This window comes from Exiguobacterium sp. s161, assembly GCF_018619045.1.
GTDB lineage: Bacteria > Bacillota > Bacilli > Exiguobacteriales > Exiguobacteriaceae > Exiguobacterium_A > Exiguobacterium_A indicum.
This window is the reverse complement of the sequence record NZ_JACSNH010000001.1, coordinates 698,548-711,852: the sequence shown is the minus strand read 5'-3', so window position 1 is coordinate 711,852 and position 13,305 is coordinate 698,548. Positions and strand designations below refer to the sequence as shown.

Sequence of the window (13,305 nt, the reverse complement as noted above, 5' to 3'; positions counted from 1 at the left end):
CCCATTCTTATTTCATCCCAAGCATCTTCTTCAATTTGACGAAGAAGCCTTTTTGCGGTTGTTCGTTTAAATCAAGCAGTGGCACGGATTCTCCAAGAATCCGGCGGGCGATGTTTCGGTATCCGAGTCCAGCCCGGTTATCTGGATTCATCGTCACAGGCACACCACGGTGGGAAGCGGCGATGACTTCTTCATCATCGATGATCAGACCAAGTAGATCAATCGAAAGAATACGCATGATCTCATCGATGTCGAGCATATCACCTGATGCCATCATGTGTGACCGCACCCGATTAATGACGAGTTTCGGAACGATGTTACGTTCTGAGCGCTCGAGCATCCCGATGATCCGGTCCGCATCCTGAACGGCTGCTTTTTCCGGTGTCGTCACGACGACGGCTTCATCGGCTCCTGCGATTGCATTCATGAAGCCTTGTTCGATTCCGGCAGGGCAGTCGATCAAAACGAAGTCGTATTCAAGTTTCAGTGTATCGATGATTGCCTTCACCTGTTCGGGTGTGACGGAGGACTTATCCTTTGATTGAGCAGCAGGCAACAGATACATCTCTTCAAAACGTTTATCGCGGACGAGCGCTTGGTGCAACTTACATTGCCCCGTCACGACGTCAACGATGTTATAGATACTCCGGTTATCGAGACCAAGCACGATATCCAGATTGCGTAACCCGATATCCGTATCGACGAGACAAACGGAATGTCCCATCAATGCAAGTGCTGTTCCGATGTTCGCAGTCGTCGTTGTCTTACCGACACCACCTTTACCGGATGTGACGACGATGGCGCGTCCCATGTTCGTCTTCGCCTCCATATGTACCTGTTCTTTCACTTGTTCCATATCCGTCACCCTCTTTCACTATCAATCGCAAACTGATCCATCCGCGCGAGCGGAACGGTTTGAAGGCGGGAGAATTCGACCCCGTCTTCACCTAAAAATGCACAACCCATATCGAGAGCAGGAATCGGTGCGTCCTCCGGTTCCTCATGGACGGTGCCAGCGACCGCAATCCACTTCGGTTGCAACACGCTCGCCGCGATGACGGCTTCCGTATTGCCACCTTTCCCGGCATGAACGGTCCCCCGTAACGCACCGAGACAATAGATACTTCCTGTCGCATGGACGACCGCTCCCGGATTGATATCTCCGATGATGACGATCGAGCCTTCGACGTCTAATACGTGCCCACTGCGTGCCGTGCCACCGAAATAGTGGAACGTTCGCTCTCCGTACAAGGCTTTTGCCTCGTCCTTCGTGATGCACTCACTGTCATAACCTTTGAAAGAGAAGGAATCATGTCGCGCGACGATAGATTCGACGGCCGTCAACACCCCTTCATCGACATAACGTCGACCGAAGAAGAAGGTGATCGGTACGGCGCGTCCGTTCTCGACGGATTTGTCCGCAAGCGTCAACTCTAAATCGTCAAGAAATTCATCCACACTGCACCTTTCATTCACATAGACGGCGAGGCCACCACGATGACCTTTCATCGTTACATAACGTTTACGCTCAATCATGACTCATCCTCTTTTCTCGTCAAGGGTCGACTGCACGAGTCGGGTCATCGGATAATACAGGATGATGATCCCGATCAACTGCGCAACCAGACTCCTTGGAATGATCTGTGTCGCGAGTTCCTGGAAGGAGACTCCGACACCCACGACCGAAGCCGTGAAGAAATATATATCGAGTTCATACAAAATGGCACTGAACGTGAACGTGACAAGAATCGTTAATACGTTCTCCTTTACATATTTTAGCACGAAGCTACTAAAAAGCGGAATGGCGGATAACGCAAATAAGTAAATGCCGATGATATCCGAATAGACGAAATCATACAACAATCCGAAGACGAGTCCGAATCCGAGTGCCTGTTCGAGTTTTCCATATCGACCAAGGAACATCAATCCGATCAATGTCGCATGAATGACATATGGCGATCCATCTCCAAGAGGTCCTGCGAACAGCGTTCCTTCCAAGATGAAAAGAAGGAACACGGCGAAAAACAACTTAACGTTATTCACGAGTGTCCCCTCCCTTATCGGTCTCAGCGAAAGGTTCCTTCGCTTCGCGTTCAATCACGAAGACATGACCGAACTGTTCGAAGTCTGCTGCCGGTTTGACGTATGCGATTTTTGAAGCCCCATACTGATCGGATTTCACTTCCGTGATTTTTCCGATGACGATTCCACTCGGATACTTTCCACCAAGACCTGACGTCGTGACGGTCTGCCCTTTTTTCAGTTTCGCGTCGTTCGGAATTTTCGTGAACTTGAGTAATTTCGTTTCTTCATCAAACCCCTCGATCGTACCGAAAACACCTTTTCCCTTCGTATCATCAGCCGTTGCCGAGACGTTATTCGTGCGACTCGTATCCGACATCAACTGTACGAGAGACGTATAGGCGCTCGCTTGGATGACGCGACCAATTAGTCCGTCTGCTGTTACAACGGCCATATTCGCCTTAACACCCTTTTGTTCACCGATGTTGATCGTCACGAACCGTTGCCATTCAGATGCCGTCCGACCAATCATCTCTGCCGGTAACAACTTGTAGTCACGGATCGATCCGTTCAGGTCGAGCATATCCTTCAATTCTTTATTCTCACGCTCAAGATCACGGACTTTGACCGCATTACCAGCATAGTCATTCAATCGTGATTTCAAGTGTTCGTTCTCTTTGTACACGTCACGCACTTCTCTAATCGAAGTGACCGTATCATCAATCCAGCCAATCGGTGTCGCGAAAAGGCGTTGACCGACGCCCGCGGTATCACGCACGAAGCTTTGATACCAGTGGGATTGGTTACGCCCTTGCAGCGAAATGCCGATCAAAATCACCAAAAGGAGAAAACTAAGGAGTGTGATGAGCAGTTTTCGATTGTTTAAAAATCGCTTCATCGCTCATCCCGTCCTTATCTTTTTTGCGAGATGCCTGATTTCGAACGAAGAACATTCATCATCTCGAGTGATTTTCCTGTACCGATTGCGACACAATCGAGTGCATTTTCTGCAACGAGTGTCAAAATACGTGTTTCGTCTTCGATGACAGCATCGAGGTTCTTTAAGAGAGCCCCACCGCCAGTCAGAACGATACCGCGGTCCATGACGTCTGCTGATAATTCAGGAGGTGTCTGCTCAAGCGTGTGCTTGACACCCGCAAGAATCGCATCGACCGTATCTGAAAGTGCATCACAAATTTCGGCACTTGTGACTTCAATCTGTTTTGGAAGACCTGTCACGAGATCGCGTCCACGGATCTCCATCGTTTCATTTTCTGATTCTTCATCGATGCGTGCGTAACCGATTGTCATTTTCAACGTCTCAGCTGTCCGCTCCCCGATCATCAGGTTGTATTTCGACTTGATGTAACGAATGATGGATTCATCCATCTCGTCTCCACCGACACGAATCGATTGACTCGTGACGATACCACCGAGTGAGATAACAGCAACTTCCGTCGTACCACCGCCGATATCAACAACCATCGAGCCTGTTGGTTCTGAAACCGGAAGACCTGCACCGATTGCTGCTGCAAATGGTTCTTCAATCGTGTACGCTTCACGCGCTCCGGCAAGTTTCGCTGCATCTTCAACCGCACGTTTTTCGACCGATGTGATCCCACTTGGTACACAGATCATGACGTTTGTTTTTGAAGAGAACAAACCTTTTTTCTTCGAAGCTTGATCCATGAAGTATTTGATCATCGTAGCGGTTGTTTCATAATCCGCGATAACCCCGTCTTTCATCGGGCGTCGTGCTGTCACGTTACCCGGCGTACGACCGATCATGTTTTTCGCTGCGTTACCGACCGCTTCAATTTTTCCTGTATCCGTACGGAAAGCGACGACGGACGGTTCGCGGACGACGATTCCTTGCCCCTTTACATACACGAGCGTGTTAGCCGTACCTAAGTCAATGCCGATTTCACGGCTGAATGATCCAAACATTATTCAAAAAACCCCTCTCTGAGAATACACTTCACTAATTATAACGGAAAAGCCTTCATTGGAAAGCGTTAAAACGTTACAGCTTGTTTACAGTTCGCCTTAGAAAACACACAAAAAAACGTCTGATGGAAAGAAACGAAACTTTCCCTTCAGACGTTATTCTTACATAAATCCGCGCTGTTTCATACTAATATATTGTCCGTGCCCGATGATGATGTGGTCAAGACAACTGATTCCAATGAGCCGTCCTGCCTCAACGAGCCGCTCGGATACCTCGATATCCTCTCGACTCGGTGTCGGATCACCCGACGGATGATTATGCACAGCGATGAAATTCGCAGCCGAGCAGCGAATCGCTTCCCGGAAGACGTCACGCGGGTGGACGATCGACGTGTTCAATCCTCCAATGAATAACGTCTTTTTCGAAACGACCTCATTTTTCGTATTCAAATACAGACAGATGAAGTGTTCTTGTTGATAAAGACGCATCTCTTCTAACAACAGCTCCGCTGCGTCTTCCGGTGAACGAATCGTTGGTCGCACCCACTTCGGTTCGGTGACGAGACGACGACCCAGTTCTAGTCCCGCCATGATTTGTAATGCCTTCGCCTTTCCGACCCCTGGTGCTTTTTCGAGTCCTCCGACTCCCGCCGCCTCGAGTTCGATCAGCGAAGGATAGATATGCAGTAATTCTTCCGCGATTTCAAGCGGTGTCCGGTCCCGTGTCCCACTTCGGACAAGACACGCGAGCAGTTCGACTGTCGTCGCTTGTGCCAAGCCTTTCAACTGAACCATATCCTTCGGCCATTCAATCACAGCATCCGACCTCTCTGTTTCAGAATTACGCAAACATCGGCTTGATTTTAAACGACGCGAGACGTTTCGTGATCTCGTGTATGGGCAATCCAACGACATTATAATAATCGCCCTCAATCGCCTCGACGAATAGCCCTCCCATCGCTTGGATACCATAGCCACCCGCTTTATCGTAAGGCTCGTTCGTCGCGATATACCCTTCGATCCACTCGTTTAACAATGCACCAAAACGAACGTGTGTCGTCACGTCGAACGTCTCCTCCTTTTCACCAAAGCGAATCGTCACGCCTGTCACGACTTCATGAGCACGTCCTGACAGACGCGCAAGCATCGCCCGTGCCTCAGAACTATCTGCTGGCTTCTCAAGAATCATGTCGTCAATCGCAACGACCGTATCCGCAGCCAAAATGACGCCGTCTACCGTAATCGCTCGCGCTTTCTTTTGCGATAGATAACGGACGTACTCATGCGGTGACATCGGAAATGGTGCCTCTTCGACGACATTCGCAGGTACGACTTCGTGAGGGATTCCAATTTGCTTTAGAAGTTCCGTCCGGCGTGGTGAAGCCGAGGCAAGGATCAAGTGTGGTTGCGTTACCATTAGTATCACGTTCTTTCCCATTAATTTCGAATCGGATAATTCGAGTCATCGTTTAGTCTAACAAAAAATAAGCGGTCCCTAACAGAGTAGGAACCGCCAAACTCATCTTAATTTCCTGTCACATCGACAAATGGATCTGACTTTGGTGTTTTTTCTTTAAGCGGCGTCTGTTTATCAGGCGTCAACTTCGTTAAATCCGGACGGTAATACGATTCGATTTCGACTGTGAAAGATAGCATTTCGTTTTCCAATTGAATTGCGCCACCGCCAGGTCCTTGTTCTTCTGGACCAGTCAACTGAATCTGGCGAAGAATCGTAATGCGATCTGTTCGCTCAATTTGTTTCAAGAAGGCCATCAGTTCAAGATATGACGGCGCTTCAATCGTCAAGGAAGCTGGTAACGGTGTCGCATTTGCTGCGGGAGTAGTCGCTGTAGGCGTTGTCGCTTGATCCGATTCGGTCGCCATCGCTCCATCAACAGCTGGTGTTGACGTTACGGGAGATTGTGGTGTCGTCTCTGTCGATTGACCGAAAGTAATCGACTGCACTTTTACTCCAGCAATCTGACTTGCTGCGTTGATCGCATCGATGACATCATCATTCGATGCCGTCACCGGAACTTTTTGCTGTAGGAAACTCGATTCTGCCACGTCCACTTTTTGCTCATTTGCTTTTGCTTGCTCTAACGCCATTTGTTCTCGCTTGAGTGTCGCTTCTTTTTGTTGCAAGGTTTGATGTGTCATATACGTCGTATATCCAAAATACCCAATGCCACCTAAAACGATGAGGATTGATAAAAAGAGAAGGAGGTAGCTACTATATCGCTTCAATTTTCAGGCACCTCCTCAACTTCTGTCGAGATGACTTCTCCCGAAGGATCATCCGGTGTTTGACCGTCCCCTTCAATTTCTGGCTCAGATGGCTTATCTTCTTTCGGTACTGCCAGGTCTGCCTCATTGGTCTCTCCCTTAACAACCTCCTCAGGATTGACATTCATAGAAAACTGACCGATATATCGCGGTTCTTCTGTCTTCGTGTCATCATTCGGAGTAATTTCCGTCGTTGGAATCTCTTGACCGGTCGCCGGATCAACCGTTGTCGTTGTCACGACATCCGTTTTTTCATTCATCGTTTTTGTCGTCACGCTTGCCAGCGTCGTACCGGAGAACACTTTATCGGTCAGCAACTCTCGGTAAAAATCATTCAGCTCATCGAGTGTCTCAAACTGAGCCGTCATAGCAACGGTATCATCCGCTCCATATGCGTACTGAAGAATGTACCCGCGTTCCGGTAAGTAACGTGTGATCCGCTCAAGTGTTGGAACAGCTGGCTTAGGTGCTTCTTCTAGCGACTCGACCGTCTGTTTCAATTGAACGACTTCTTGTTTAGACGACTGATCGGATTCGGATTGTAATTGTCGGACGATTTGAATCTGATCGTCTACGGATTCCACTCGGTTAGCGAACTGATCCGTTTGCCAATATAAATAACCACCAATCAATCCACCAAATAATAATAAAATCAGCGAAGCGACAAGCGGATATTTCGGTGCCTCGTCACTTTCCGGTAAAAGGTTGATTCGATCTGGTCGCGCAGTGGCTAGACCAACGATCGGTAAGTAAATGCGTGGAACCGATTGACTATCGATTGTCATCATGTCCGGTACTTCATCTAACTGAAGATCAAAGTTCGTTCGGAATCGTGTCGCTAATTCATCTCGAAACGGGAAGTCTCCCGCAAGGACAACTGTCTTGATTTCGCGGCTTTCTCGAGCGAGCGAGAAACGGTAAAAGTCTAGCACACGCGAAAATTCTAACAGCATTTCATCCAAGACGAGTTCAACTGTCTGATCATCCGATCGATAGCGATAATGCAATTGATCCTCGATCACGTCTACATCCCAAGCATCTGCCGAAAACGTATCCACTGAGCGAATCAGGCGTGGTACACGGTCTTCGATGATAATCAATTGATGGTTCGTTGCGTTTGCATTCCAAATCAGTAGCGTATCGGTATCTGCTGCTGGATAATGCGCTTCAAGACCGAAGTAGGTAGACAGTGGTTGCGGTTCCGCTGCCACTAATCGAAGATGCTTTTGTTTAAACAATTGCGTATATTGTTTCAGTGCTTCGTTCGGTGCCGCATACAGCATGATTTCACGCTTTTCACCGTCTTCAAGGACAGTGTAGTCGAAGTATGGTTCTTCAAAAGGAAGGACAATGCTATGACCAATCTCCATGAATAGATAACCCCGGATCTGATTCGTCGCAATCGTCTCCGGAATATCGAGTTTCCGCGCAAGGACGAGTGAACCATCCAGCGCAAGAACGGCTTTAGATCCGCGAGGAACTTTCAACTTCGTCAATAGACTATCAAAAATCAGATCGAGCGACGCTTCCGGTTGAAGCCATCCACCCTGTAACGTACCTGCTGGAAGAGATACGACAGCACGTCGTTTCAAGACCCCTTTTTTGACAACCGCACCAAAAATAGCGACGTCCGTAAAATTAAAATAAACATATGTACCTTTACGCCGTTGCGTCATATGTACGTTCTTCCTTTCTTAAAGCAGTAAATCGAGGTACCACGACACCCAATCATCCGCAAAATAATATGTAAGTAATGTCCCGATCGCAATGGAGGGAACGAATGGTATCGGTTGTTTTCGTCTGACGCGTCCCGTTCCGAGTAGCGTCAGCCCGATCACTGAACCAACAAATGCTGAAACAAACAACGCGATGACGACGTGAAGCGGTCCAAGGAAAATCCCGAGTAAACCGAAGAGCTTGACATCTCCCGCTCCCATACCGCGTCGTGATGCAAGAAAAATGACGAACAATAGAACGAATCCGACAATTCCTCCAATAATTGGATTATACCAGTTTTCAAGTGGAGAAAGGTAGCGCACAATCAAGGCAATTGGTAAAAAGAACAGTAAAATTTTATTCGGTATGAGCATATAGGCAAGATCAGACATCGTAAGAATAAACAAGAGACTAGTTAGAGTGAGTGTCAACGCAAATTCCATCGACCAACCGAACTGCCAAAAGGCATACGCATAGAGCATTCCACCGAGTAGTTCAAGCGCTGGATACTTGATTGAAATCGCCTGTCCACAGGAACGACATTTCCCACCGAGTACTACATATCCGAGTACTGGCGTCAGTTCGAGCGGTCCAAGCACATGTCCACAGGTCGGACAATGGGAACGTGGATGAACGATCGACTCCCCGACCGGAACACGCAAACCGACGACATTCGTAAACGATGTGATCAACAAACCTAACAAGAAAAAATATACCGTGAAGACGATCGTCATGACACGACCTCCCTTTCAAAAAAGTTCAGAAAAAAACCCCCGAGGAGGGGGGACGATTACCAACGTTTTAGTTCAGATGGACCTTTATTTGCAAAGTAATCTTCCTCACCTTTAAGGGTTACAGAGTAAGTATACTTCCCACCAGTTTCTGTTACAGATACAAATGCATCTTTATATGGTTTAGGAGAATCGAATGGGTCCTCCATGCTATCGATATATTTATCGAGCACTACACCGTCAGTTGTAGCAAATTTCTTTCCAGCTTTCTCAATCCCCATTACAACCGTTTCTCCTGCTTTGATCGGATTCGAAGAAGTATATAACTTCGCAGCAGATACCAATTGCTTCGCATCCGAAACAACTGCATCTTTACGTGAGTTCTCAATCAATCCACCGATTGCGACGACAGCGATTGCTGCGATGATACCTAAGATAACGACGACGACAAGTAACTCGATCAATGTCAGTCCGCGCTCATCGCGCATTTGTTTTGCATCTAACCAGATTTCTTTTAACCGTTCGATCATTTCATTATGCCTCCCTAGTGCTTTTTTACTGTTCTTGGTTAGTAAGACTTACTATCCAAACGAATACTATTATAGTAGCACCACATTTTTTGTAGTTTATGTCTTTTTTTAACAACAGGTAAATGTTTTTACAATTGTCAACCTGCCTGAATGTCGGAGTAAATCTTAAACATCGGTACGACGACAGCGATGACGATGACACCAACGATTGCGGCTAAAACAACAATCAACAATGGTTCGATGATCGATTTCAAACGATCCGTCGTCGTTTCCACTTCGGTTTCGTAGAAGTTCGCGACTTCCGTCAACATCGAATCGAGCCGACCTGACTCTTCCCCAATAGCAATCATCTGTGTGACAAGGGGCGGGAAATATTTATTTCGCTCCAAAGGTTCGTGCATCGGAATACCGCGCGACATCGCTTCGTTCGCACCAGCAATCCCTTTACGAATGATCCGATTCGTAACGATTCGTTCAGTAATATCAAGTGAAGCTAAAATTGGTACTGACGCATTGAGCAATACAGATAGACCACGTGTCATCAGCGCGATTTGTGATTTTTGAATCAGCGGTCCGAAGACTGGAATCATTAACAAGAAACGGTCAAAAAAGAGACGCTGTCGCTCATTCTTGAGGTTAAAATACAACAGTCCGATCAAACCAAACGCAATTAATAGTAATACCCACCAATAGGCGACAAAAAAGTCGGAGACAGCGACGACGAGTTTCGTAATCAAAGGCAACTCACTACCTAATTGATCAAAAATTGAGGCAAAAGTCGGCACGACATTCATCATTAGGAAGACCACGACGCCGATCGCGACAATTGAGACGACCGCCGGATAGATTAAAGCGGAGATGACTTTTCGTTTGATCTCATATTGTTTTTGCAGCTGTGTCACGATGTTATCTAACGCCTCTTCGAGATTACCACTCGCTTCCCCCGCCATCGCCATACTAACGAAAAACGTATCAAATACACGAGGATGCTTTTCGATTGCCTGGGAAAACTGAATCCCACTACGCAAATCATCTTCCACCTCGACAAGCGCTCGCTCGAGTGGTTTTGATTCTGTTTGTTTACGTAAAATTTCGGTTGCCCTAACAATCGAAACACCGGATCGAACGAGCGTCGCAAACTGACGCGCGTACATGACAAGATGCTCGATTTTCGGTTTAGCACTTAAAAACGTAATCTCGGTATTTAACCCTTTTGATTCTTGTTTCTCAAGCAATGTTACGGCGATTTGATCCGTCCGAAGCCGTTCTGCTGCCTCGCGCTTCGTCAGCGCAGTAATCTTGCCCTTCTTTCGTTTTCCGGCCATCGTTCGACCTTCGTAAATGAATACTGCCATCCCTTCACCCCGATATGTATGGTGTTGCAGCAGATGCCGGGATCAAACCGCGACTGACCAAATCCTGTAAGGCCATCTGCATCGTTTGCATGCCATATTGTTTACCCGTCTGTAAGACGGATTGAATCTGATATTCCTTACCTGTCCGAATCAAGTTGGAGACAGCTGGTGTATCAACCATGATTTCTAAGGCAGCGACACGTCCTGTCCCATCCGATCGTGGCATGAGTCGTTGTGAGATGACACCCGCTAGGACGTTCGCTAGCTGTGCCCGAATCTGATCTTGTTGCTCCGACGGAAATACATCGATGATGCGACTGACCGTTGAAGCTGCTGTTGCCGTGTGCACCGTCGCAAAGACAAGATGACCGGTTTCAGCAGCCGTTACCGCGGTAGCAATCGTCTCAAGGTCGCGCATTTCTCCCAGTAAAATCACATCCGGATCTTGGCGAAGCGCTGAGCGCAATCCTGTCGAAAAACGTGGCGCATCAATTCCAATCTCCCGTTGATCAATTAAGCTCTTTCGATGACTATGTAAGTATTCAATCGGGTCTTCCAGTGTGATGATCCGTTTATACATCGTCTGATTGATTTCGTTGATCATCGCAGCAAGCGTCGTCGACTTCCCGGAACCTGTTGGACCCGTGACAAGGATGAGACCATGTGGCTTCGTCAAAAATCGTTTGATGACTGGAGGAAGTCCTAACTGTTCAAGCGAAGGCACTTCTGTCGGGATCGTTCGAAAGGCCATCGATAATGCACCTCGCTGGTAAAAACAATTGACCCGATATCGCGCTACACCTGTCACACCAAACGAAAAATCAATATCTCGATCCTGCTTCAGTTGCTGATACATGTCTTCCGTGATCAACGAACGAACGAACCCGTCAATGATGACTGGTTTCATCTTCTCAGATCCATATGGTGTCAGTGTTCCATTGATCCGAAACACAGGAGGGGATCCGGCAGTCAAATGAACATCGGATGCCCCTCGTTCCTTCGAGGAACGAAGAATATCTTCGATTTGGGCACGTTCCATCGTTTGATTCATTCTGAAATCACCGTCCGTAAAATTTCTTCTGTCGTCGTGATACCGTCAGCTACTTTCGATAGACCATCAGCTAGAAGGAAACGTTGTCCTTGCGATTTAACGTACGCTGTGATGTCACTTTCCGTCGACTGGTTCATGATCATGCGCCGTAAGACTTCGTCAATCATGATGACTTCCTGAATCGCGACACGACCTCGATATCCGGTCATATTACAAGATGAGCAGCCACGCCCTCGCATGACAGTCGTCGCCTCGATTCCTTCTTGATCAAACAGCTCCTGTTCCCGCGTTGAGAGTGGATGGACTTCTCCGCAGTCCCGACAAACACGGCGGACGAGTCGTTGTGCGATCAACCCACTAAGCGAAGCTGCAACGAGAAACGATTCAACGCCCATATCGATTAATCGTGTAATTGAACTAACTGCTGAGTTCGTATGGAGCGTGGATAGAACTAAGTGTCCTGTCAAAGAAGCACGGATCGATATTTCTGCTGTTTCAATATCGCGAATCTCACCGACCATGACGACGTTCGGATCCTGACGGAGAATCGATCGAAGACCACTCGCAAACGTCAAACCGATCTTCGCATTCACTTGGACCTGATTGATGCCATCGACCTGGTACTCAACTGGATCTTCGACGGTGATGATATTGCGTGACTCGTCATTCAACTCATTTAAGGCTGCATACAATGTCGATGATTTCCCTGAACCGGTTGGCCCGGTAATCAAAATGATACCGTTCGGTCGTTTTAACATTTCTCGGAACTGTGTTTCATTCCGTGAGCTGAAACCAATTTTAGAGATAGAAATATTTGAGTTGGAACTGTCCAAAATTCGAATAACGACTTTTTCCCCGTATACGGTAGGTAGTGTAGAAACACGGAAGTCGTAAGCTAGTCCATTAAACACATATTTGATTCGTCCATCTTGCGGTAAACGAGATTCTGTAATATCAAGCTCACTCATGACCTTGATTCGTGTTGTTAAAATACTTTGAATCTGCTTCGGATAATTATTTTCCGTTCGAAGTTCTCCATCGATTCGAATTCGAATCGTCATCGATGTTTCCTGTGGATCCATATGAATATCGGATGCCCGTTGCGCAATCGCATTTTCTAAGATTTGATTAACGAGACGAATGATTGGCGCATCTTCACGTGTCACCACGTCGCGCGACTGTTCCATCTCCGTCATATCATCTGACTCCAACAAATCGCGCAACGATGAATCGATATCATAATACTTCAAGATCGTTCGTCTGATTTCGTCCCGTGTCGCAATACCTACGTCAATCACTAGACCCGTCTGCATCCGTAAATCATCGATTGCGATCAAGTCCATCGGATCCGCCATGGCAATAAATAAACGATTCCCTTCACGGTAGACCGGAACTAACGTATGTCGCTGTGCTAATTCTTTTGAAATCAATTTCGTTACCGCAACATCGACTGGATAATTATACAGTTGAATGATCGGAATCTTTAATTGATGATGGAGCGCTTCTAGTAACTGTTGTTCCGTCAAATGACCGAGGCGGAGTAACGCGTCACCCAATTTTTCAGTTGGTCGTTTTACAGAAAGTGCTTCATCGATTTGACTCTCTGTCACTAAGCTCTCTTCGATTAACATTTCACCGAGTCGTTTTCGCTTCATCGCCATTTAGTC

General features: G+C 47.2%; 14 protein-coding genes. All 14 read right to left on the bottom strand.

The genetic code is table 11. From position 1 onward, the window contains the following. Positions 1-7: 7 nt before the first annotated feature. The 14 genes from minD to KNQ14_RS03330 all read right to left on the bottom strand — a co-directional run bounded on the left by minD (position 8) and on the right by KNQ14_RS03330 (position 13,299). Positions 8-811, bottom strand: a complete 804-nt coding sequence (gene minD, locus KNQ14_RS03395; RefSeq protein WP_029342255.1) for a septum site-determining protein MinD — start codon at positions 809-811, stop codon at positions 8-10. A gap of 50 nt (positions 812-861) precedes the next feature. Continuing rightward, positions 862-1,536, bottom strand: coding sequence for a septum site-determining protein MinC (locus tag KNQ14_RS03390; protein ID WP_023468948.1), 675 nt, complete (start codon positions 1,534-1,536; stop codon positions 862-864). Between the two features lie 3 nt (positions 1,537-1,539). After that, positions 1,540-2,043 (bottom strand): rod shape-determining protein MreD, encoded by a 504-nt coding sequence (gene mreD, locus KNQ14_RS03385; protein WP_023468949.1) that lies wholly within the window; start codon positions 2,041-2,043, stop codon positions 1,540-1,542. Then, the gene (gene mreC / locus KNQ14_RS03380) at positions 2,036-2,920 is read right to left on the bottom strand and encodes a rod shape-determining protein MreC (RefSeq protein WP_023468950.1); all 885 of its coding nucleotides are present in this window, start codon (positions 2,918-2,920) and stop codon (positions 2,036-2,038) included. The genes mreD and mreC overlap by 8 nt, the downstream gene beginning before the upstream one ends. Before the next feature lie 14 nt (positions 2,921-2,934). Further along, a complete protein-coding gene (locus KNQ14_RS03375; protein WP_023468951.1) occupies positions 2,935-3,969 on the bottom strand; it encodes a rod shape-determining protein in 1,035 nt (344 codons plus the stop codon). Positions 3,970-4,131: 162 nt separating this feature from the next. After that, positions 4,132-4,764, bottom strand: a complete 633-nt coding sequence (radC, locus tag KNQ14_RS03370) for a RadC family protein (protein ID WP_214747291.1) — start codon at positions 4,762-4,764, stop codon at positions 4,132-4,134. 46 nt (positions 4,765-4,810) lie between these two features. After that, the gene (locus tag KNQ14_RS03365) at positions 4,811-5,386 is read right to left on the bottom strand and encodes a Maf family protein (protein ID WP_214859620.1); all 576 of its coding nucleotides are present in this window, start codon (positions 5,384-5,386) and stop codon (positions 4,811-4,813) included. Between the two features lie 107 nt (positions 5,387-5,493). Beyond that, on the bottom strand, positions 5,494-6,216 hold the full coding sequence (locus KNQ14_RS03360; protein ID WP_023468954.1) for a hypothetical protein: 723 nt from the start codon (positions 6,214-6,216) through the stop codon (positions 5,494-5,496). Beyond that, positions 6,213-7,931: a type IV pilus biogenesis protein PilM gene (locus tag KNQ14_RS03355; protein WP_214859619.1), complete on the bottom strand. Its 1,719-nt coding sequence runs from the start codon at positions 7,929-7,931 to the stop codon at positions 6,213-6,215. Before KNQ14_RS03355 ends, KNQ14_RS03360 begins: the two co-directional genes overlap by 4 nt. A gap of 18 nt (positions 7,932-7,949) precedes the next feature. Then, positions 7,950-8,705: a prepilin peptidase gene (locus tag KNQ14_RS03350; protein WP_214746517.1), complete on the bottom strand. Its 756-nt coding sequence runs from the start codon at positions 8,703-8,705 to the stop codon at positions 7,950-7,952. Between the two features lie 56 nt (positions 8,706-8,761). Continuing rightward, positions 8,762-9,232 (bottom strand): type II secretion system protein, encoded by a 471-nt coding sequence (locus KNQ14_RS03345; RefSeq protein ID WP_214746519.1) that lies wholly within the window; start codon positions 9,230-9,232, stop codon positions 8,762-8,764. Between the two features lie 137 nt (positions 9,233-9,369). Further along, a complete protein-coding gene (locus KNQ14_RS03340) occupies positions 9,370-10,587 on the bottom strand; it encodes a type II secretion system F family protein (RefSeq protein WP_214746521.1) in 1,218 nt (405 codons plus the stop codon). Between the two features lie 4 nt (positions 10,588-10,591). Then, positions 10,592-11,626 (bottom strand): type IV pilus twitching motility protein PilT, encoded by a 1,035-nt coding sequence (locus tag KNQ14_RS03335; RefSeq protein ID WP_200864060.1) that lies wholly within the window; start codon positions 11,624-11,626, stop codon positions 10,592-10,594. Positions 11,627-11,634: 8 nt separating this feature from the next. After that, positions 11,635-13,299: a GspE/PulE family protein gene (locus KNQ14_RS03330; protein WP_214746524.1), complete on the bottom strand. Its 1,665-nt coding sequence runs from the start codon at positions 13,297-13,299 to the stop codon at positions 11,635-11,637. Positions 13,300-13,305 lie beyond the last annotated feature (6 nt).

What these genes read in the sequence shown, in the direction of transcription:
- minD (WP_029342255.1), bottom strand. Translation starts at nt 811, where the DNA reads ATGGGACGCGCCATCGTCGTCACATCCGGTAAAGGTGGTGTCGGTAAG.
- KNQ14_RS03390 (WP_023468948.1), bottom strand. Translation starts at nt 1,536, where the DNA reads ATGATTGAGCGTAAACGTTATGTAACGATGAAAGGTCATCGTGGTGGC.
- mreC (WP_023468950.1), bottom strand. Translation starts at nt 2,920, where the DNA reads ATGAAGCGATTTTTAAACAATCGAAAACTGCTCATCACACTCCTTAGT.
- KNQ14_RS03375 (WP_023468951.1), bottom strand. Translation starts at nt 3,969, where the DNA reads ATGTTTGGATCATTCAGCCGTGAAATCGGCATTGACTTAGGTACGGCT.
- radC (WP_214747291.1), bottom strand. Translation starts at nt 4,764, where the DNA reads ATGGTTCAGTTGAAAGGCTTGGCACAAGCGACGACAGTCGAACTGCTC.
- KNQ14_RS03365 (WP_214859620.1), bottom strand. Translation starts at nt 5,386, where the DNA reads ATGGTAACGCAACCACACTTGATCCTTGCCTCGGCTTCACCACGCCGG.
- KNQ14_RS03355 (WP_214859619.1), bottom strand. Translation starts at nt 7,931, where the DNA reads ATGACGCAACGGCGTAAAGGTACATATGTTTATTTTAATTTTACGGAC.
- KNQ14_RS03350 (WP_214746517.1), bottom strand. Translation starts at nt 8,705, where the DNA reads ATGACGATCGTCTTCACGGTATATTTTTTCTTGTTAGGTTTGTTGATC.
- KNQ14_RS03345 (WP_214746519.1), bottom strand. Translation starts at nt 9,232, where the DNA reads ATGATCGAACGGTTAAAAGAAATCTGGTTAGATGCAAAACAAATGCGC.
- KNQ14_RS03340 (WP_214746521.1), bottom strand. Translation starts at nt 10,587, where the DNA reads ATGGCAGTATTCATTTACGAAGGTCGAACGATGGCCGGAAAACGAAAG.
- KNQ14_RS03335 (WP_200864060.1), bottom strand. Translation starts at nt 11,626, where the DNA reads ATGGAACGTGCCCAAATCGAAGATATTCTTCGTTCCTCGAAGGAACGA.
- KNQ14_RS03330 (WP_214746524.1), bottom strand. Translation starts at nt 13,299, where the DNA reads ATGGCGATGAAGCGAAAACGACTCGGTGAAATGTTAATCGAAGAGAGC.